The organism is Microbacterium xylanilyticum (assembly GCF_054654695.1).
Genome location: NZ_BAAIEN010000001.1, coordinates 1 through 19,056, shown reverse-complemented (window position 1 = coordinate 19,056; position 19,056 = coordinate 1). Strand labels below are relative to the sequence as shown.

Annotated in this window: 22 protein-coding genes; 6 read left to right on the top strand and 16 right to left on the bottom strand. The window is 67.5% G+C overall.

Annotated features, from left to right (window positions below):
* Positions 1-544 precede the first annotated feature (544 nt).
* Both ACYQ1L_RS00110 and ACYQ1L_RS00105 read right to left on the bottom strand, forming a co-directional pair.
* Positions 545-892 (bottom strand): hypothetical protein, encoded by a 348-nt coding sequence (locus ACYQ1L_RS00110; RefSeq protein WP_345189062.1) that lies wholly within the window; start codon positions 890-892, stop codon positions 545-547.
* Positions 889-3,690 carry a DNA methyltransferase gene (locus ACYQ1L_RS00105; protein WP_460002124.1) on the bottom strand — a complete coding sequence of 934 codons (2,802 nt, stop codon included), beginning with the start codon at positions 3,688-3,690 and terminating at the stop codon, positions 889-891. Before ACYQ1L_RS00105 ends, ACYQ1L_RS00110 begins: the two co-directional genes overlap by 4 nt.
* A 259-nt stretch (positions 3,691-3,949) precedes the next feature.
* Here ACYQ1L_RS00105 and ACYQ1L_RS00100 point away from each other — a divergent pair, with 259 nt between their 5' ends.
* Positions 3,950-4,666 (top strand): SOS response-associated peptidase, encoded by a 717-nt coding sequence (locus ACYQ1L_RS00100; RefSeq protein WP_460002122.1) that lies wholly within the window; start codon positions 3,950-3,952, stop codon positions 4,664-4,666.
* A gap of 51 nt (positions 4,667-4,717) precedes the next feature.
* Here ACYQ1L_RS00100 and ACYQ1L_RS00095 read toward each other — a convergent pair whose 3' ends face one another.
* The 5 genes from ACYQ1L_RS00095 to ACYQ1L_RS00075 all read right to left on the bottom strand — a co-directional run bounded on the left by ACYQ1L_RS00095 (position 4,718) and on the right by ACYQ1L_RS00075 (position 7,241).
* Positions 4,718-5,539, bottom strand: coding sequence for a hypothetical protein (locus ACYQ1L_RS00095; protein ID WP_460002121.1), 822 nt, complete (start codon positions 5,537-5,539; stop codon positions 4,718-4,720).
* Positions 5,540-5,608: 69 nt separating this feature from the next.
* Positions 5,609-5,896 (bottom strand): hypothetical protein, encoded by a 288-nt coding sequence (locus tag ACYQ1L_RS00090; RefSeq protein WP_460002119.1) that lies wholly within the window; start codon positions 5,894-5,896, stop codon positions 5,609-5,611.
* Positions 5,897-5,963: 67 nt separating this feature from the next.
* The gene (locus ACYQ1L_RS00085) at positions 5,964-6,422 is read right to left on the bottom strand and encodes a hypothetical protein (RefSeq protein WP_460002118.1); all 459 of its coding nucleotides are present in this window, start codon (positions 6,420-6,422) and stop codon (positions 5,964-5,966) included.
* A complete protein-coding gene (locus ACYQ1L_RS00080) occupies positions 6,419-6,661 on the bottom strand; it encodes a hypothetical protein (protein ID WP_460002117.1) in 243 nt (80 codons plus the stop codon). The genes ACYQ1L_RS00085 and ACYQ1L_RS00080 overlap by 4 nt, the downstream gene beginning before the upstream one ends.
* Positions 6,662-6,725: 64 nt before the next feature.
* Positions 6,726-7,241 (bottom strand): hypothetical protein, encoded by a 516-nt coding sequence (locus tag ACYQ1L_RS00075; RefSeq protein ID WP_460002116.1) that lies wholly within the window; start codon positions 7,239-7,241, stop codon positions 6,726-6,728.
* A gap of 104 nt (positions 7,242-7,345) precedes the next feature.
* Between ACYQ1L_RS00075 and ACYQ1L_RS00070 the strand changes: the two genes are divergently transcribed.
* Together ACYQ1L_RS00070 and ACYQ1L_RS00065 are read left to right on the top strand one after the other, a co-directional pair.
* Positions 7,346-7,708, top strand: coding sequence for a hypothetical protein (locus ACYQ1L_RS00070; protein WP_460002115.1), 363 nt, complete (start codon positions 7,346-7,348; stop codon positions 7,706-7,708).
* Complete coding sequence (locus ACYQ1L_RS00065; protein WP_460002114.1) at positions 7,705-8,445, top strand: hypothetical protein; 741 nt, start codon at positions 7,705-7,707, stop codon at positions 8,443-8,445. The genes ACYQ1L_RS00070 and ACYQ1L_RS00065 overlap by 4 nt, the downstream gene beginning before the upstream one ends.
* 94 nt (positions 8,446-8,539) lie before the next feature.
* Here ACYQ1L_RS00065 and ACYQ1L_RS00060 read toward each other — a convergent pair whose 3' ends face one another.
* Together ACYQ1L_RS00060 and ACYQ1L_RS00055 are read right to left on the bottom strand one after the other, a co-directional pair.
* Positions 8,540-9,367: a hypothetical protein gene (locus ACYQ1L_RS00060; protein WP_460002113.1), complete on the bottom strand. Its 828-nt coding sequence runs from the start codon at positions 9,365-9,367 to the stop codon at positions 8,540-8,542.
* A gap of 31 nt (positions 9,368-9,398) precedes the next feature.
* Positions 9,399-10,691 carry an AAA family ATPase gene (locus ACYQ1L_RS00055; protein ID WP_460002112.1) on the bottom strand — a complete coding sequence of 431 codons (1,293 nt, stop codon included), beginning with the start codon at positions 10,689-10,691 and terminating at the stop codon, positions 9,399-9,401.
* A 112-nt stretch (positions 10,692-10,803) separates the two neighbouring features.
* Between ACYQ1L_RS00055 and ACYQ1L_RS00050 the strand changes: the two genes are divergently transcribed.
* Both ACYQ1L_RS00050 and ACYQ1L_RS00045 read left to right on the top strand, forming a co-directional pair.
* On the top strand, positions 10,804-11,352 hold the full coding sequence (locus ACYQ1L_RS00050; RefSeq protein ID WP_460002110.1) for a DUF1643 domain-containing protein: 549 nt from the start codon (positions 10,804-10,806) through the stop codon (positions 11,350-11,352).
* A gap of 56 nt (positions 11,353-11,408) precedes the next feature.
* Positions 11,409-11,900 (top strand): hypothetical protein, encoded by a 492-nt coding sequence (locus tag ACYQ1L_RS00045; protein WP_460002108.1) that lies wholly within the window; start codon positions 11,409-11,411, stop codon positions 11,898-11,900.
* 27 nt (positions 11,901-11,927) lie between these two features.
* Here ACYQ1L_RS00045 and ACYQ1L_RS00040 read toward each other — a convergent pair whose 3' ends face one another.
* The 3 genes from ACYQ1L_RS00040 to ACYQ1L_RS00030 are packed head-to-tail and all read right to left on the bottom strand — an operon-like array spanning position 11,928 to position 13,545.
* Positions 11,928-13,076 carry a hypothetical protein gene (locus ACYQ1L_RS00040; protein WP_460002107.1) on the bottom strand — a complete coding sequence of 383 codons (1,149 nt, stop codon included), beginning with the start codon at positions 13,074-13,076 and terminating at the stop codon, positions 11,928-11,930.
* Complete coding sequence (locus ACYQ1L_RS00035) at positions 13,073-13,270, bottom strand: hypothetical protein (protein ID WP_460002106.1); 198 nt, start codon at positions 13,268-13,270, stop codon at positions 13,073-13,075. Before ACYQ1L_RS00035 ends, ACYQ1L_RS00040 begins: the two co-directional genes overlap by 4 nt.
* The gene (locus tag ACYQ1L_RS00030) at positions 13,267-13,545 is read right to left on the bottom strand and encodes a hypothetical protein (RefSeq protein ID WP_460002105.1); all 279 of its coding nucleotides are present in this window, start codon (positions 13,543-13,545) and stop codon (positions 13,267-13,269) included. Before ACYQ1L_RS00030 ends, ACYQ1L_RS00035 begins: the two co-directional genes overlap by 4 nt.
* A gap of 262 nt (positions 13,546-13,807) precedes the next feature.
* Between ACYQ1L_RS00030 and ACYQ1L_RS00025 the strand changes: the two genes are divergently transcribed.
* The gene (locus ACYQ1L_RS00025) at positions 13,808-15,142 is read left to right on the top strand and encodes a hypothetical protein (protein WP_460002104.1); all 1,335 of its coding nucleotides are present in this window, start codon (positions 13,808-13,810) and stop codon (positions 15,140-15,142) included.
* A gap of 14 nt (positions 15,143-15,156) precedes the next feature.
* Here the strand turns inward: ACYQ1L_RS00025 and ACYQ1L_RS00020 are convergent, their stop codons facing one another.
* From ACYQ1L_RS00020 to ACYQ1L_RS00005, 4 genes are all read right to left on the bottom strand, one after another.
* The gene (locus tag ACYQ1L_RS00020; RefSeq protein ID WP_460002102.1) at positions 15,157-16,410 is read right to left on the bottom strand and encodes a vWA domain-containing protein; all 1,254 of its coding nucleotides are present in this window, start codon (positions 16,408-16,410) and stop codon (positions 15,157-15,159) included.
* A complete protein-coding gene (locus ACYQ1L_RS00015) occupies positions 16,407-17,540 on the bottom strand; it encodes an ATP-binding protein (protein ID WP_460002100.1) in 1,134 nt (377 codons plus the stop codon). Before ACYQ1L_RS00015 ends, ACYQ1L_RS00020 begins: the two co-directional genes overlap by 4 nt.
* Positions 17,541-17,552: 12 nt before the next feature.
* Positions 17,553-17,699 carry a hypothetical protein gene (locus ACYQ1L_RS00010; RefSeq protein ID WP_460002098.1) on the bottom strand — a complete coding sequence of 49 codons (147 nt, stop codon included), beginning with the start codon at positions 17,697-17,699 and terminating at the stop codon, positions 17,553-17,555.
* A gap of 101 nt (positions 17,700-17,800) precedes the next feature.
* Positions 17,801-18,298 carry a hypothetical protein gene (locus ACYQ1L_RS00005; protein ID WP_460002096.1) on the bottom strand — a complete coding sequence of 166 codons (498 nt, stop codon included), beginning with the start codon at positions 18,296-18,298 and terminating at the stop codon, positions 17,801-17,803.
* Between the last annotated feature and the right edge of the window lie 758 nt (positions 18,299-19,056).

The window sequence follows — 19,056 nt, the reverse complement described above, 5'->3', positions numbered from 1 at the left end:
TCGCTGAGCAGCAGCCGGATTCCGCGGCCGGCCCCCGCCGCACCAGGGCGGGCAACGTGCTCAGCCGCGTACCATCCGGGCTTCTTCCCCTGCTGTCGGACCCAAATTCCAATCCGCGCGTCCTTCGTCGCCCACCTGGTCACCGACGGGTGCGCAGCGATCCCGAAGTACGCCAAACCGAGCACCACGATCACCGCCACCCAGGACGAGACCACCGCGGCGAGTGCGAGCAGTACCATGGCTGGCCAGCTGGCGTGCATGCTCGACGAGGCGGAGCTCAGCGCGATGAAGGGTGCGAAAAGCGTGGCGCTGGTCAGGATTGTGAGGGGCGCTGTTGGGCGCCGCCGAAGGAACCAGATGAACGCCTCGAAGCGCTGCGGAATCGTCTCGACAGGTAGTGCCTCCTGGGCCAAGAGAAGGTCGCGGCTCATGCTCCAACGTTACTGAGCGGCTCCGCGAAGATCTCGAGTCATGTCGGGACGCTTTGTCCCCCTGGGGCTCATCGACCGGCTTGCCCGGGGCCGTTCACACATCCGGGGGAGTTCTAGAGCGGGTCGCCGTATGCGTCGTGGTTGTACTGGGTGAGGTCTTTGATGAAGGCGGGGTCGAGTGTGTCGTAGCGGGCGATCGCGGCAGCGGTGTTGCCCTGAGCGGCGAACAGTGCGGCGTTGGGGTACACCCGTCCGCAGACAGGGCACACCGCGAACTCTGACGGGTCAGAAGAGCCATCCGTCATCCACGACAGGCGGCCGTCGCTGGTCGCATGGCACCAGTTCTCTGTCTGGGAGTCGTTACCGCACTCGCATGTCTGGTTCTCGCCGTCCTCGTCGACAGTGATCTCTCCGTCGACGAGGACGGTCGCGTAGGGCCAGCCGTTCGTCGGTGCGCTCACGATGCGGCTCTCGCCCGCCGTTGCCTGGTGGGCTTTGCGGGCATCGCCAGCTCGCCGGCTGTGATGAGCTGCTGATAGTTCGTGAACAGTGCGCGCAGCCTCGAATCTTCGGTAGCCGTGCCGCGCAGCCCCAGCGTCTTGTCGATCGCCGCGTCGAGCTGACGATGGGCGCGCAGCAGATCTGGGGCCATGGCCAGCGGGTTGTAGTGATCGGCGAGGGAGCGTTCGGGGTGCAACGCGCGGGCGTCCAGCACGGCCTGCCCGCCGGCGATGATCGCAGCTCGCTGCTCATCGCTCAGTGTGGGCAGCGGGAAGGTGTTCCATGTGAGTGTGCTTGAGAACCGGAGATCGGATTTGATGCGCCCGCCCACGGCCTTCTGCCATGCGAGGAAAGCGGAGGAGGACAGCGCCGCGAACGCCAGTCCTTCGGGATCCGCGATCGTGAAGTTCGCGTCGCCGCTGATGGACTCGGGCTCGAGGTACGCCACGGGGAAGAAGCTGCGCGCCTCGGAGACGTGCCGGGGCACGCACACGTAGTTGCTTGTCGGTCGCTTCGAGTTGGGGCGGAACAGGTGCGGGGTGAGACGCAGCTTGTAGGCGTCGCCGGTGGGGGTCTGGGCGGACCTCCACTCTCGGCAACCTTCGACCCGCTCGCGGAGGAACGCTGAGTGACGCAGATCCGACGGGTCGAGATCCTCAAGCCACAGGCACCACCGCGACTTGCCCTGCACGAGCTCCTTCGCGCCGAGGAAAGGCCTGACGTACTTCGCAGCGATGGGATCGCCGATGGCGATCGCATGTGCGTCCTCGTCGAGCAGCAGGTTCCCTCCGTCTGCTGGCATGGTGCCGAATGACGCCACTGGCAGATCTGCGAGCGGCTTCTCTCGGGTGTCGACGTAGACGTTGGGCGCGTCGTGCAGGTAGCCGTTGATCTGTTCGGTGACGGGCACCCGGTGCGGCTCGCCGCGCGGCTCGTCGTAGTCGAACAGGACCGCCGGCCGGCCCTTGGTGATCCGATCGAAGCCGGTCACCACGCAATGCACTGCGGCGGCGCTCGGGGCCTCCGAAGTCCAGGCGAATGTCCGGTGCGCGAAGGCGACGCGCCAGCCCGCGCTGATGAGCGGCCGGAACAGTGCCGGGACCGGTTGCCCCTGAACGATCGAGTTGGTCGACACGAAGGCGAAGTGCCCGCCGCGGTCGCCCAGGAAGTCGGCGGCCTTCTTGAACCACCCGGTCACGTAGTCCAGGTATCCGTCGAACTGCGCCCCCCAGACCACGCGCAGGTCGTCCCGCTGCGCCGCGGCTTTGGTCTTGTGCCCGATGAACGGAGGGTTGCCCATGACGTAGAGATCCGCGCTCGGCTCGACGACGTCCGCCCAGTCGATCCGCAGCGCGTTCCCGACGACGATGCTCTTGATCTTGTCGAGCGGCAGCGAGTCGGGCGCGGCGCCGAGCGCCAGCTCCATCGCCTGGTTCGCCTGATGCTCCACCAGGTGCAGCGCGGTCGCCGCGATCTGCGCCGGCCATTCCTCGAGCTCGATGCCGTGGAAGCTGGACAGCTTCACTGCGAGGTGCTCCTCGGTGAAGAACATCGTCCGGGCTGTCTCGCCAGACAGCTCCTGGATCCGCAGCAGCACCTCGAGGTCCAATGCGCGCATCTGGCGGTAGCCGACCACGAGGAAGTTCCCACACCCGCACGCCGGGTCGAGGAACCGCATCCGGCTCATGTCCGAGCGAAGCTTCTTGAGCTTGGCGGTGTCGTGATACCCGTCGGTGAATCGCTGGCGGAGCTCGTCGAGGAACATCGGCCCGATGACCTTCATGATGTTGGTCTCGGTCGTGTAGTGCTCGCCGAGCTCACGGCGTGCGGTCTTGTCCTTGACTGCCTGGAAGAGGCTGCCGAAGATCGCCGGCGAGATCGCCGACCAGTTGAACATGGCCGCGTCTGTGAGGCGCTTGCGCATGCCTGCGTCAAACGACGGGATGGAGAGCGGCTCTTCGAAGACGCCACCGTTGACGTAGGGGAAGCGGGCGATCAGCTCGTCGAGGTTCGACTGCCGGCGGCCGGGCTCACGGCCCATCACCTGGTACAGCAGCGATAGCTCCGGGCCGAGATCTGAGCCGTCCTCCGCCGTGCGGGTCTCGAGGAACTCGAGGAACAGATCCCGGTCCCAGAGCCCCGCATCGTCGGCGTAGAGAGCGAACAGCGTGCGCACGAGGAACACGCTGGCCTCGTGATCGTCGTACCCGGATCCCTCGAGCGCCTCGTACAGCGACGCCATCAGCTTCGCAGCCTTGATCGACGCCGATTCTTGTGCCTTCGAGCCGAACGTCCGCTCTCCGTAGCCGGCCAGGAAGGCAAGCTTGTCTGCCTGCTCCCGCAGCTCGCTGATCTCGAACTCGGTCGGCGCCGTTCCGGTCTCAGAGCGCAGATCCAGGAGCCGGAAGCGGCGGAAGTCGCTCGTGATCACCCATCGGGGCACCTCAGGATCGGGGAGATCGTCGATGTAATCGAGTGCCTGCTGCTCGGCGGCCGCGAGATCCTTGCCGGCCGACTTCATCTCGATCAGAGCCAGGCCGGGAATCAGTGCGTCGATGTAGCCGCGCGCTCCTGTCGATGAGCGCTTGACTCGCTTCTCGTAGAACGCTGCGCGGGTCTCGGTGATCCCGTAGACGCCGAGCAGATCTCGGACGAACGATTGGGCCTGCTGCCGCTCGTCGCCGGGTTCGTCCTTCCAGTCGCGTGCGAAGTGCGCAGCGCGCGAGCGGATCTCATTCATCGACAGGGTTTTGGCCACATCCACACGTTATCTGGGACATATCGCGCAGACGAGATCCGCATCTGGGTGCGGGTGGACGGCTACACCGTGTCCGGCAGAGACCGGATCCCCGAGGCGGCCGTCTCTATCTACAACGCCGACTGAGCGTCCAACCTGCCTGCACATCCAATTGGACGCGTCGATCGAGCGAGAGCGTTCTGGGGGCTGTTCTGTGCGCGTGGTGGGCGGTTTCGAACGATTGGGGCTGAACGGGGGAGGGCGGGGTTAGCCTGCCGCTATGTGTGGGCGCTTCGCAGTCGCTGATTCGGTCAACGAGAGCATCACCGAATTCGTCGAGCGCACCGGCCGGCGGCCGGCCGAGTGGTCCCCGGACTGGGCGGCCGCGTACAACATCAAGCCCACCGAGCAGATCCCGATCCTGCTCGACTCTGCGAAGACGGGCGAGCTGCGCTTAGAGCGGGCTCGGTGGTCACTCGTGCCCGGATGGTCGAAGACGCTCAAACTCAAGATCCCGACGTTCAACGCCCGAACCGAGGGGATCATGGACAAGCCGACCTGGCGCGGCCCTGTGAAGTCGCACCGGGCGATCGTGCCGGCGACCGGGTTCTACGAGTGGACGGGGGAGCGGGGCTCCAAGACCCCGTGGTTCATGAGCAGCCCGGACGGCGCCGTGCTCGGCCTCGCCGGCCTCTACTCGTGGTGGCGCGACCACACGAAGGACGACGAGGATCCCGACCGCTGGATCCTCACAGCAACGATCCTGACATCCGACGCCGTGCACACCCTTGAGGGCATCCACGACCGAAACCCCGTGATCCTGCCCGAGGAGCTGTGGTCGCACTGGCTCGACCCCACCGTGACAGGCGATCAAGCGCTCGTCGACGAGGCCGTGCGGGCCGGCGTCGCGCAGGCCGAAGCGCTGCGCATCGACCAGGTGGCACCGTTCGGCCTGAAAAACGACGGGCCGCAGCTCATCCGACCCGTGAGCGCGTAGCCTGCACCAGGTGGGTAAATGCCACACCGCGGCGCTCAGGAGCGCTCAAAATCAGGGACAGACCGCACCAAGAGCCGCTTCTGACGATGCGGCCACGACGATGGAACTAATGCCCGTGCCGCTCGTGTAGGCAGTGTTCAACGCCTCGTTCCGGCACGCCTTGGTATTGGCTCCTTGGGTCATACCCTCGCCGTTCACCCAAAGAGCGACGAGACCAGTAGCTTCGGTCTTCAGCGCATCCGAAACAGCGGCCGCCTGATTGTCAGGGACGCTTTGCGTCATTGGGCCCGTTGACCCACCAGTAGGGGCGGTGCTCACGTTCCCGAGTGGGACCGTCGTCACACTTCCGGCATCGAGCGTGACCTTTCCCATGCCCAGGATTGCGTTACCCAGGGGGGCCAGGCAAGCGGTGTCGACCTTCACCGAAGACTGCAAGACGCATACAGCACTGCTAGACGGATACAGCCCGAAAAGTGCCAGGTGATCGTAGGCGTCGAGCGTGAACGCGCGGCTAGGCGTCGTGTTGGTCACCATCACCGTCCCCGACGCCCCTGTCCACGAAACCTGGGTCGTGCCGAGCTGCTGGGCGGGTTGAGATGTGACATATCCCGGGAGGCTGGTGACAGAGACTTCGAAATGAAGGGAGTATCCCTGTTCGATGCCCGATTCGACCTGGATGTTTCCGTCCAGGGGAGGGAAAAGCTGAGTTTCGATGGGGGATGGCGTTGGGCTTGGAACGGGCGTTTGGGCGGCCGGGGAAGCGGGCGCACTCTTAGATGGTTGCGCTTCGTTCTGAACACTCGCGCAGCCGGTGAGGCCCAGAGCGCTCAACAACACGAGGCCGATGGCGGCGTTACCAATGAGTCGCGACACGATGAACCCTTTCCCCAGCAAGTCCAAATCGGCTGCCGAGCGAGCACAATCCAGCGGCAACGCCTCAGATCATAGGGGAATGACACCTTCCCCGGAAACGATCATTCGCGGTGGGCGGCGTGCGGCGGCAACCTGATCAAGCAGCTGCTCCCAAGTTCGCACGACGACGAGGCGATCGTTCACGGTGATCTGTGCCCACGGGGTGGGGACTTCGAGCTCGTATCGGCGCTGGCCGTAGACGGTGACCGTTACGTCGTCGACGACCCAGGTGGTGGTGGTGCCGGGGCGGGTCGCCGTGATGGCGTCGAGCAGCTCGGCAATCCGCGCGGCGCGGGAGCTGTCGATCGATGCGCTCACCGCTTCCCTCCTCCTCCGGAGCGCCGTCGCACCGCGCCCACCGTGATTATTCCCGACCTCTCCATTCTCAGCTGTCCGAGCCGAGGATCCGCGCCTGCACGAGTGGCAAAAGGGCAGCGCGTTGCATGACCGGCAGCACGCTGAAGTGCTCCCTCAAGATCTCCAGGGCCTGCTCGAACGCGTCGGGAAGCGCGGCGAGCTCGTCCCGCGCTCGCCGCGCCGTCGCGGCGGCCTGAGCGTCGGCGAGGTCGCGAGCACGCCACTGCGCGACGTCCGCCGGATCCTTCCACGCGTCGACCACGCGCGGAGCCATCAGACCCGTGTAGTAGACCTTCGACGGCTCGCCCTCGGGCTGGCGCACCTCGAGCACGGCTCCGACCGGGGTGCCCGCCTGGAACGGCTGGACGGCACCCTTGGCAGCCCCGAGAGTGCCGTCCAGGCTGATCTCCTGGTGCCAGTACGTCAGCTGCTGACCTGCGACCAGGCGACGCCCGATGTAGACCATCCGCGTGGTGACCGTGTTCACGGCTCCTCACCGTCCTCTTCGATCGGATCCGCCTGCCAGGCCGCGGCGAGCGCGGTGAGCATGTTGGGGATGTTGTCGCCGATGATGGCGCGGCCGCCAGGGTTGGTGGGGTATCGGTTCTGGGTGCCGTCGGGGGAGTCGGGGTAGACGTTGAGCTGGTAGGGCGCGGTGGGGTTGAAGGGGTGATCGGCGTCGTCGATGACGATGCGGATTCGGGTACGGGGTGTGGTGTTCGACATGGTGTCTCCAGTGGTTGGTTCCTGGGGGCCCGGGGTGTTGCCGCCGGCCGGGCTCCCGGGGTGCTTACGCGGTGAGCAGCTGCGGTGCTTGAGCAGCCGGGCAGCCGAGGTGGGTCGCGCGTGCGGTGATCCACTGGGCGATGAGGGCTGGCGGGGTGGTTGCCGGCAGGTGGGAGTCTTCGAAGTCGTTGCCGCCGGAGATTTCGATCCACCAGGTGGCGCGGGGCTCGTGGGGGTCGATGCCTGCGCGGTCGTGCGGGTCGTCCTCGTCGTCGGTGCGGCAGCCGAGGTCGATCTGCAGGACGCTGAGGTCGCCCATGTCTGCCTCGAGTTCAACGGGGAACGGGAGGGCTTCAGCGACGGTAGCAACGTGCTCGTCGACGCGCTCGATCTCGAGGTTGTGGGCGGCCTGCTCGCAGCGGGCGACGGAGGCGAACCCGTTGTACTGCAGGGCGTGGGCGAGGTTGTAGCCGGTGTGCGCGATCGCGAGCTCGTCGAGCAGTGCGGCGGACTCGGTGGGGTTGGCGCCCTTGCGGACGCGGTAGGCGATGAGTTCGGCGGCCCGGGTGGTGGTGTTCATCACGACTCCCAATCTGAACTATGGATCTGACATTTACATGATGACATGCCCCCATCGGAAAATCAAGACCAGATATTTGGGCCAGATTTCTGTATGGTGATCGCATGACCACACCGAACGACAGCGGCGGGGCGGGCGCGCCCATCCGCCGCGGCCGCCCTCGTGTCGGCGCCGAGCCCGGGCCCTCGCCAGTCGTGAAGGGCAGCATCAGCGCAGACGAATTCAGGCTGCTCGCCGAGCTCAAGGAGGAGACCGACTTCAACACCTCCGCCCTCGTACGCGACGGGATCCTGCTGCTCCTTGCCCGTAACGGCAAACTCCAGATCAATGAAGACGCGTGGGAAGCTCGGTATCGCCTGGCCAGAGAGGTCGCAGCGGAGAGGGCTCCCGTGAAAGCACAGCTGCTGGAAGTGCAAGAGAGCATCTTTCGGGCGGGCCTCACCGACGTGGACGGCGACGGCAAATGACCCTCGATCCGACCGGTGCCGCACCGGTGCTCCTGCTGCGGCGAGCGCCGGAGGACGCGCCGATGGTGACGTCGGATGGGATCGATGTGGGTGTGCTGCGCGAGGAGCAGCTCGCCCTTCAGGAGGCTGCTGCGATCCGCGCCCTTGGACTCGCGATCTGGGAGCTGCGCGACGCCGACGTGATCAAGGGCGCGGCCGGAACGCTGGATCCGTCAGCGCACTCGGAGGCGGAGTCGTTCATCGAGTCGTTCACGAGCTGGGTGTTCAGCGTCGGGCAGGGCATCGATGTCGAGCCGATGACGCTGCTCGGCCGGATCGTAGACGACCCCGAGCGGGTCAACGGCGACATCGCGGATCTCGCAGATACGCATCCGGCGGTGGCGACGTTCGATGATGCCGAGGAGGAGTTCCGTCGGGTGTGGGAGCGCGAGGAAGGCAAGCAGCGCACCGAGTACGTGACGCGGGCGCAGCAGCGCGCTACGGAGCTGCACCCGGGCGCCATTGTGCGGCCGTGGCTACCATTCGACGGCATTCAGCCGGACTTGGTTTCTGAAGCCGCCACGCGTGAGCTCCGGGATGCGTGCGAGCAGTATGCGAGGGAGCGTGTCCAGATCATCGGCACGCCGTTCGCGAGCGGGGCCGTCGACAGCGACCAGGTCGTCGCCCATTGGGATCAAGCGGGTCTCACCTGGCGTCGAGTGCTCGAACGCATCACGGCGGAGCAGGCAGCCAGCTGATGCTCATGGCCTGCGGCGGGCCTGCGCTCGCCGCAGGAGGTCGGGCCGGCGTTGCCTCGGTCGTCGCTGGCTGACGGGCGCGGTCTGCCAGGGGTCAGGCGGATTCGGGCTCGGGATCTTCCTCGAGCTCGGCGTCGATGATCGCGTCAGGCGCAGCGTCGGGACCGGGAGCCTCGGTAAGCATCGGCATTTCGAACACCGCGCTGTACTCCGCGATCGCGTGCCCGAGGTCTGCCGGCGCCGTGAACAGACCCACCGCGGTCACCACGGCACCGGTCAGCGCCATAATCCGCTCCCAGACTGGGGAGCGCTGCTCCGGCATCGGCATGCGCCGGCACTCATGATGGAAGCGGTCGAGCTCGTCGACGAGAGGCTGCGCCCCACCGACCTTGTAGAGGTCCGCGGCCTCCATGATCCGGTGCCCGAAGCGGATGAACGCGGCTCTGGTCTCGGGGGCGAGGGACTCGTCTTCGGCTGCGAGCTTGACGATCTCCTCGGCGAGCGCGCGGATCTTCGCAAGCGTGTCCTCATCGATTGCGGGGTTCAGGCCCTTGAGCGTCATGAGGGCATAGCTGGCATGTTCGAGGTCCGCCAGCACGCCTGGGGTGATCTCACCGAGGATGCCCTGAACCGCTTGCGCGCCCAGAGGATCCGAGCGGAACACATTGCGCACCGGGGTGAGTGCGCGCAGAAGAACGGTCTTGGGCGCTGACGGATCCTCAAGCAGAGCGACCTGAGCCTCCATCTCATCGGGGAGTGAGACCAGCTGCGTGACGGCGCTCAGATACGCGGCGCTGTACTCCGCCGGCAGGCCGAAATAGGGCGCCGCGAACTGCAAGACGGCCTGGTTGGGTGAGCCCCCGCACACGTGACGGAAATACAGCCACAGCCGCCCGGCGGGGTTCGACTCATGCGCGCTCATGCGATCAGCGTAGGGGGGATCTGCTGTCGAGCTAAGCGGCCAGACGGGTCGCGCTCAGCAGGCGCTCCAGGATCGCCGCCTGTGCGGCGAGCGAGCCACGCTCCGGGTGCTCACGAACGGCAGCGGCGAGTAGATCGGGGGAGGCCTGATCCGTGACCACGGTCACGTGCGCACGGTGACGGGAGAGCGCAACGCACAGCCGCCCAAGATCGAGTGCGAACGCCTCGTCCACGTCGTGCCCCAGCATCGGATGCACCGCGACGACAGCCTCGCGCTGCAACCCCTGCGCCTGATTGATCGTCCCGACGAACACGTCCGGCAGATCCGCGAGGTGCGCCACGGCGAGCGCGGCTTGTTCGACGTGGGGGACGATCAGGGCGAGGTCGTCGGCGCGCAATGGGGCGGTGCCGTCGGTCGTGTGGAGGGTGGCGGTTAGCAGGGTGCGGATGGTGTCGGTGGCGGTCTGAATTGCGCGGGGGTCGGCGGTGCCTCCGGTGGCGGGCACTGGGATTGCGCGGTATTCGGGCAGGCGGTTGCCGTCCTGTGCGATGTGGCGCGGCGGGCGTGCGGAGGTGAAGGGCAGGTCTGGGTAGAGCGGGGCGAGCAGGTCTGCGGTGTCGGGTCCGAATCGCCAGGTCTGGGGGAGGCGGAGGCGGGCGATATCGTCGCCGTGCGCGGCGATCAGGGCATGGGGGGCTGGCACGTGGGGGCCGAGGGGGTTGTGTGCCCAGCGGCGCGTGGATCCGGTGACGACGGGGGAGATCTGGCCGGGGTCGCCGACCAGGACGAACTGGTCTGCCATGGCGCCGAGCGCGCCGAGGTCGCTGAAAGTCAACTGGTACGCCTCATCGATCAGGAGGGCGTCGAAGTGCGCGACGCGGTTCTTGGGAGTCCAGAGCCAGCGGGCGGTGGTCGCGACGATCACGCCGGATCCGGTGCGCAGGTGCTTCGCGCTGGTGACGGGGATCTGCTCGTCGAGGCCCTGGGGGCGGGTCTTGTCGGTGTCGTTCAGGAACACGGTGGGGGTGCCGGTCGCTGCGGTGCGGTTGGCGACGTCCACGGCCTGTGCGCGGGTCTGCGCGGCGATCGCCACGGTCATCCCGGCGCGACCCTGCAGCTGATGGGCGAGGACGGTGATCAGGTGCGTCTTGCCCGCACCGGGAGGGGAGTCGATCACGACCGCGGCGTCCCCGCTCCACACCGAGAACAGGGCCTGCGCGAGCGTGGGGTTCCGCAGGTGCTCCGTCGCCGCGGCGGGTACCGGTGCCGGGGTAGTCGGGGGCACCGCCGAGGGGCGATTCGGGAGGGCGGGAGCCTTGCGCATGAAGTCCTCATTCCTGTTATGGATCTGACACTTACAGTCTGCCAGGGGGGTCCGACATTCCAGCGGGGCGGATGTGGCGAGCGCGAGCCAGTACGGTGTGAGCCGAGGAGGCATGATGGCGGACGGGTGGATTTACCGGCGCAGTGCGGATAACTCGGCCCGGTTCGTGTTGGGAACGGTCGGGGTGAATCCGCTCGTGTGCGTGGGTGTGAATCCGAGCACCGCGGAGCCGGGTGCGGCCGATCACACCGTCAGCAAGCTGGCGGGTTTCGCCTCGCGCAACGGGTTCGACAGCTGGGTCATGCTGAACCTCTACCCGCAGCGCTCCACAGACCCCACGGGCATGCACGCCGTGTTCGATGCGGGGCTGCAGGCGGAGAACGAACGGCACATCGCAGAGTTCCTCGACGGCCGCCGGCTCTCGTTGCTCGCCGCGTGGGGAGAGACGATCGCTACGCGCCCCTACCTGCTGCAGATGCTGGCCGGGATCGTGTCCGTTGCGCGTTGGGCGGGTTGCAGTTGGACGTCGATCGGGGACCTGACCAAGAGCGGGCACCCGCGGCATCCGTCCCGCGCCCACTACGCGTGGCCGCTGCAGGACTTCGACGTGGAGAGTTACCTGGCCGCAAGCGGGAAGCGGCCCCGCGGCGTCGCCCCGTAAGACATCGGATGTGAATACCCCTTTACAGACTGAGAAGGGGGGTTTACAGTTGGGGTATGACAGTTACTCCCGATTTCCGCATGGTCATGCTCGCTCTGGGCACGCCGAACGCCGAGCTCGACGATGCCTGGCAGAAAGCCACCGACCGCACCGTCACCGCCGAGGAACTGGCGGCAGCGAAGCGGATCATCTCTCGAATGACGAGGGTCGCCCCCGGCGAGATCTTCGACGCAGCGCACGACGATGATGTACAGCTACTCGAACGGTTCGGGAAGCCGCGGCCCGTGCACCGAGCGCGGGGCCGCGTGTCGGTCGCGATCGACGGTGAGGAAACGCTCGACACGATCCGCGGGGCAACCGAAGCAATCGAGCGGATGCGACTCGAGCTCGGCGCTCTCGAGTCGCGCCGGCTCGGACTCATGGTGGACGCCGTCAACGAGGACCGCCTGCCGGTCACCGTCGTCGCGGCCGCAGCGGGGATCACCCGCGAGCGTTACTACCAGCTGCTTAGGGCGGCCCAAAAGGCCAACGGCGACCGGCAGGAATAACTCGCTTCACCCCACGCCCGCGCGCGGTCACCCATCCGCGGCGGCGACGATCACGTCGAGGGGAACGTTGCCGCGGCGCGTGGCGGGCTTGCCGCGTCCGGCGATCCAATTCGATCCGCGCCGGTAGCCCATCGCGGCCAGCGAGCGGGCATTGCTCTGCATGTTCGGATCCACGCGGGCGGGGCGCAGCGTCACACGGTCACCGGGCGCGATCTGCGCTCGCCGCGGTACCTCCGCGATGGTGATGCGCAGGTGCGCGTCATGGTCGATGCTTGTGGCGTCGATCGTTCCCGTGAGGCAGTCCGTGGTTCCGGCGTTGATCGGGTCGCCGCGCCACGCGGCGACCTTCGTCCCGGCGCGAAGCCGGGACAGCGGACGATCCGCCATGAGTTCCACGACCGTTTCGTCGTGGGCGGTGACGACGGCAGGCACGACCGACCCGTTGTGCGATGCGGCGAGCGCGACGCGGGGGTCGTCGAGGCGGAGGGATTCATACCATTCGGTGGCGTGGCTGCGGGCGAGGAGGCCGAGGGCGGCGTCGATGCGGGTGTCGGGGAGCCACCAGGGGCGGCCTGCGGTGGTGCGGTTCTGGTGGCGGGTCCAGGAGGCGGTGTCGAGGATGCTGGCGTGGAGCAGGCCGGGCAGGAGCGGGCCGCGGGTGGTGGCAGTGGCGAGGTCGAGGAGCTGCTGGGGGCCGGTGGTGGTGATGTTGAGCCAGTGCGCCCAGGTGTCGGGGGTGCGCTCGGCGTCGGGGTGGACGCCGAGGATCCAGCGGAGGCGGGCGGTGTCGGTGACGATGTGGACCGCGTCGGTGCCGGGGTGGTCGGCGCGCTGATCCCACCAGGCGATGACGCGGGAGGCGGGGTGGTCGCGGTGGGCGTGGGCGAGGTCGGTGAGGGCGGCAAGGTCGGCGGTGGTTGCGACGATGAGGGGGCGGCGCTGCTCGGTCATGCCGATCCCGTAGGCGGCGAGCGCGTCGAGGGCGGTGCGGTCGGTGCCGGTGCGGGTGGTGGTGCCGTCGGTGGCGGTCAGGTAGAGGTGGGCGGCGTCGGTGGTGATGGTGGCGGCGATGCCGCCAGTCGGGGGGATCGCGGGGGAGTACTCGGCGGCGGGGACGGGGCGGCGGGTGTGCTCTGCGCGAAGGCGTGCGCCGAGGGTGAATTGGGCGAGGCTCATGGCTGCTCCGTCGGGGGGTGGGGGATCGGGGTGTCGAGGGCGTCCCATCCGGCGCGGATCGCGGGCGGGGTGGTCGGGTCGGGTGTGCCGGTGTGGAGGTCTGCGAGGACGGCGCCGAGGGTGGTGCCCGCCGCGGTGCAGCCGCGCTCAGCGAGCGCGGCGAGCGGGTCGTGGTGGCCGCCCGTGCCGGTCACGCGGCGACCGCCGTGCGACGCTCGGCGCGGATCTCGCTGACCAGGGTCGCGACCTTCGGCATCGGGAGGCCGTAGCCGCGGCCCTTGAACCAACGGTCCAGCGCCTCGGCCTTGATCGCTTCGTCCTCGGCAATGTCGGCGCGGATACGCTGTGCCTCTTCGGTGGCCGGGTCGAGTTCCCGGACGCGGAGGCGTTCCAGGATCCGGACGACCGAGGGCCGCGGCGTTTCCCCAGCGGCTTCCATCTCTGTGATGATCTGTTCCCTCAGTCCCATGATGCCCTCCGAAATGTGTTCTGTGGATCTGACATTTACAGTCTGGCAGGGGCCACCGACATTGCGGCGAGAGGAAGCCAAACCCGCCCAGATGCTCCGTCCCGGGGGCTCTCCGACCCCGCTCCGAACTCTCGGGGCCCGCCAGGCGGCCAGCAACCGACGCTCGTCTCCGTCTGGCACTCCCGGAACGGCAGTCAACTCTGCGATGGATCATCGCCTCAAGATCTTCATTCAGCATCACTCGACCTGCGATGATCGCGTCATGGTCGCAGAAGACACTGATCAGAGGGAGCAGCCAGAACCCCCGGCTCGGGACGGATGGTGGTCAAAACGGTTCAACCGTGCTCTTGTCGTTGCAGCCGGTGCTTACGTTGTAGTTGGCAGTCTTTCGCTATTCCTAATCCCCGAGGCGCTTCTGTCGAACTGGCTGCCAGGCAGTTCGGAGGCGGACAGAGCAAAGCTCATCGGAGTTGCAGCTCAACTCGTGCTGATTGGGCTGGGTGGCGTTATTGCCGTTGTCGGCGTAACACTCAGTGTCGCTCGACATCGGGAAGAACTTGAGACTCAACGCCGGGATCGCGAACGCCTAGGAGATGACCGAGCTAAGGAGTCAGCTAGGCGAAGCGAATGGGAGGATCAACGCCGCACAGACGCGGAACGTGAATTTCGCGCAAGGTTCGTTACAACTGTAAACCTGCTGAGCGATCAGAGCTCAATAAAACGAACTGCGGCGCTATACGCTATCGGCGCTCTCGCAGACGACTGGACCGCTTTTGGGCGGGCCGACGAGGCTCAAGTATGTATCAACGTTCTATGCGGCTACCTCAAGGCGCCATCCCCAGACAACCAAGCAAATACAGCGAACGAAAGGGCAGTTCGTCAGACTGGGTTCGATATCATCGGCTCACATTTGAAGAACGGCGAATGGGGCAACAGGGAAATCGACTTGAGCGGCGCCACGATAGATGTTCCGGTTTCACTCAAGGGTGCGAAGATTGGCGAAAAAGGGATCGTCTCCTTCAGCGGTGCTCATGTTAAAAGCCACGTGTCTCTTGACGAAGCGGTGATTAGCGGGGGCCGCGTCAATTTCGTTGGAGTAACGATCGGTGATGAGTACAGCAGTGTTTCTTTTCGACGCGCGGACATCACTGATTCGTCGTTGGTATTGTTTTCGCTCGCCACAGTTTCGGGCCATGGTCGAGTTAGCTTTCATGGTGCGAAGATCCGAAATAGTGCAACGATCTCGTTGGATGACATAAAGATCGTCAGAAGAGGCGCGGTCGAGTTCGACGCTTCCACAGTTATTGATGATGGTGGAATTCGCATCGGCCAAGGGGCTGTAGATGGCTATTTGTCATTCGCAAGGCTAAAAGTTGGCACCCGCGGTCTGATCCTTCTGCGCCGAGTGAAAATTAGCGAGGATAGTGTTGTTTCGTTTAGGGGTACCAAGGTCGATGTTGCAGCTTCAATCATCCTGGACGGTGCAGAAATCAGGTCGATGACGAGAATCCAGATTGATGGCGCGACCAGTAGCGATGAAGGGCCAGTAATTCTGCCTGACGGCCAAAGAATCATCCCGGCTCCCGTCGAAGGATGATCCAAGTCAGCTGTTCATACGACCAACACCTTCGCCCAGGACGGCACCTGCGCCGCCGCGTCCGGGCGGGTGAGCACCGCCACCAGCTGTGCCCGGGTCGGACGATCCGGCCACGGCGTGAACCCGTCCGTCGTAACGACCACGACATCCGGCGCGGGGCGCAGCGCCTCTGCCGCCGCGATCCCGATCCGCATGTCCGTACCGCCGCCACCGATCAGCTGCACGTCCCGCGCCGACCGCACCGTGCGCACGCTCGCCGCATGGGCATCGCACGCGATCACCTTCACGGATCCGCCGATCGCCTTGACGACGCCCTGCACCTCGGCGAGCGCGGCGGCGAGGTCGTCGGCGCTCATGCTCCCGGATGTGTCGACGACGACGGCGGCGGTGACGCGTGGGGCGCGCATGGCGGGGGTGATGATGCCGGGGATCTGGCGGCGTCCGGGGCGGGTGTAGGTGTAGGTGATCCGGCCTGCGGTGAGGGCGGAGATCCGGCGCACCATCCCGGCGAGCACCTTCCGCCACGGCACCGTGGGCGCTGTGAGCTCGTCTGCGGCCCAGCGGCGGATCCCAGCAGGAATTGTGCCGCGTGAGCGGGTAACGGCGTTCTGGACGTCCTGTGCGACCTTGTGGCGGGTGATCTTGACCTGCGCGTCGTCCAGTCCGGGCATGTTCGGGTCGGCGGCGGATGGTTCCCATGCGGGGCGGGGATCGCCGGCTCCGGATCCGCACCCTTCGCCGTCGTCCTCGGCGTCCGCGCTCTGGCCCGTGCCTCCGGCGCCCTGCTCCGGTCCCGGTGCGCCGGAGGCGGGCGGCGGCGTCGGCGGGGTGAGCGCGGCGTAGTAGGACTCCTCGACGCCCTGTTCCGGCAGCCCGAGTGCGGCGGGCGTGACGACCCATTCCGGCAGCGGCAGCCCCGCGGCGATCAGGTCGTCGTTGATCGCGGCGTCGGCGGCGATGTTCCATCGCTTGTGATCGACCGGGCCGGGCAGCGCCGCGGCGCGCTCGGCGTGCCCGCGGATCAGGTGATTGACCTCGTGCACCAGCACCGCGCCCGCCGTCTGCGGCCCCCACTCCGCGAGCATCGCGGGATCGACGTAAAGCCGCCAGTGCTGATCGACGGCGAACGTTCCCAGCCCGACCGCGGCGAGCGGGCGCACCGTGAACACGGCGTGCGCGAAGTACGGCGCGGACTCCACCGCGACCAGGCGCGCCGCGGCGAGCGCACGGCGCTCGTCGCCGGTCAGGGGTCGGATCTGCGGGTTCATGCTGCGGCCTCCGTGGGGATCAGCCCGGCGTCGCTGAGGATCGACAGGAACGCGCGTGCGCTCGCCGGGGGGTTGGTGTTGGTGGGGCGGGTGTTGAGCAGGGCGCGGGCGTTGGCCGCGGCCACGTCCTGCAGGCCCGCGGTGGCGGCGACGGCGAGGGGCTTCCAGGCGTCGATCCAGCCGCCCTTGGTGCGGTCGGCGGTCGCGTAGGCGGTGACGCCGGTGAGGATCGCCCAGGCGCGGGACGGCTCAAGGTCGGCCCAGGCGACGGACTCGGGGTTGGCGAGCACGTCGGCGGGGTCGGGGAGATCCTGCATCGCTCGCCAGGTGATGAACTCGGTTGCCGGTCCCTCACCGACCAGGCCGGTGACGGCCAGGAGCGCGGCGGGGGTGTCGCCGGGGTCGAGGAAGGCGAGCACGTCGGCGGTCATCGTCCAGGTGCGGTTGGAGGGCCAGGCGCGGCCCGTCGCGGCGTCGTCCTCGGGCAGGACGTGCAGCAGGTCGGGGCGGGTGCGGATGAACGCGGCGACCTCGGCGCGCGCCGCGGCGCGCAGGACCGGGTTGTAGTCCAGCACCCGGCCCGAGGCGGGGAGGGTGAAGCCGGTGATCATGCCGTCGATCCAGTCGTCCGTGCTCGGTTCGTGGTCGATGTGCAGGAACCGGTTGGCGAGCGGGGCGGCGAGGTCCCAGCCGTCAGCGGCCTGCTCGGGCGGGTTCGCCGCGGCGACGATGCGCACGCCGTGGGGCAGGGTGAGGTCGCCCACGACGCGATCCAGGACGACGCGCAGGGCCGCGGCCTGGACGGCGGGCGGGGCGGTGGTCAGTTCGTCCAGGAACAGGTAGCCGCCGTTCTCGGCCGCGGCCAGGCGGGACGCCCACGACGGGGGAGCGAGGTCAACGCCCCCGTCCTGGACGACGGGGAGCCCCGCGAAATCTGCGGGCTCGCGCAGGGACGCGATCACCGTTTCCATCGGCAGCCCCTCGGCGTCGGCCAGCGCCGTCATGAGCGCGGACTTGCCGATGCCGGGCTTGCCGCGCAGGAGCACGGCGACGCCCGCGCGCCCTGCGGCGCGCATGACGGTCAGGAGCGGGTTGCTCTGACGCTGGATGGTGGGAAGCGTGGTGGTCATGGCGGTGTCTCCTCAGAGGTTGTTCTCGGCGGCGTAGTCGTCCACGCGGACCAGGGCGGCGAACTCCAGCCCGTAGCGGTCGGCGTAGTAGTCGGCCAGGTTCACGCGCTCGAAGGGCGCGGAGGGGATGAATTCCGGAGCGTTCGGGGTGGTCGGCATGATCGCGGCCCTTCTGTTATGGATCTGACACTTACAGTCTGTCAGGGGCCTCCGACATTGGGGTCGGGGCCGCCGCGAAACTCGCGACGGCCCCTCAGTGGTCACCAGATTTCGAAGCCACCCGACGCGCGGACGAACGTCGCGAACTCGCGCACGTTGTCCACATCGAACGGGTACGACGCCGCCCACGGATCCCGCGTCCCGATCCCCGAGCACCCGTTGCACCCGCCGCGACCCGTCTCCGGATCCCGCGGCTTGTCGTAGCCGTACTGCACGCCGACCTCATCGGTGCGAACGCCCGTACCGGCGCACAGGGAGCACTCCTCGCGAGGCAGAGCGGCCACCGCCGCGGCATACTCCACGGCATAGATCGCCACCTTCCCGGACTCCAGATCGGCGTCCAGGGCGTCGGCGAGCTTGACGGCCTTCCGGGCATTCAGCCCGCCGCCATCGTTGCTGTGCCAGTACTCGCACCCTGCCGCGAGATCCGGGTGCTGCTCGATGATGTAGTCCGCCAGCGGATGCCACCACCAGACGTTGTTGCGGAAGTACTTGCCCGCCTCGTTCTTCGGCTTCTTCCCGTACACATCCATACCCATGCTGTCTCTCTTCTGTCGTCGTGCGGTTGTTGTGGATCTGACGGTTACAGTCTGGCGGGGGCCACGGACATTCCTGTGGGGTGGGGACTAGTGGGGTGAATTGTGCTTGCTTTTTTCATGCTTTTTTGGGGTGAATGGTGCTTGAATTTTGCAAGCTTTTTTCGGGGGTGGGTGGGGTCGTGCGGGGGTCGGGCGCGGGCGTCGTGGCGGGCCCGGGCGCAGGATGCCAGGGGCGCGCTGCGCGAGCGCGGGGAGCTGCTCGGCGGCGGGTGTGGTGGGTCCGTGCCGGGGGGTGCGTGGTGGGCGGTGGCGGTGGCGGGGTGCTCGTGGGCGGGGTGCTCGTGGGCGGGGTGTGGGGCCGGGTGCGTGCGCAGCAGGCGGGGGAGTGCCGTGGCGGGGGCCGGGGGAGCCTCTGGGAGGCGCTGTGCGCCGTTCTGAGAGCCTGGGGGCGGTGCGGTGCCCCCACGAGCCGGCCCCGAGGTATCCGGGTCGTCCTCAGCCCGATCAGGAACCCTCCCTCCCTGATCCGTACCGCTGCCCCCACAACCCGACCACCGCGGCCGCGACCGCGGCCGCTCGACGCCTGCCCGGGCACCTCGACACCTGCCGACCAGCACCCGACGCACCACGCGCGCCCAGCCCCGCAGAGCACGCGACGGCCCCGCATGACCCAGCCACGCAGCGGCCCGCCAGGGCCGCGAGGCCCGCGCCAGCGGGCCGTCAGAGCGGCGGCGCCAGCCGCCCGCTCGCTGCCCCCC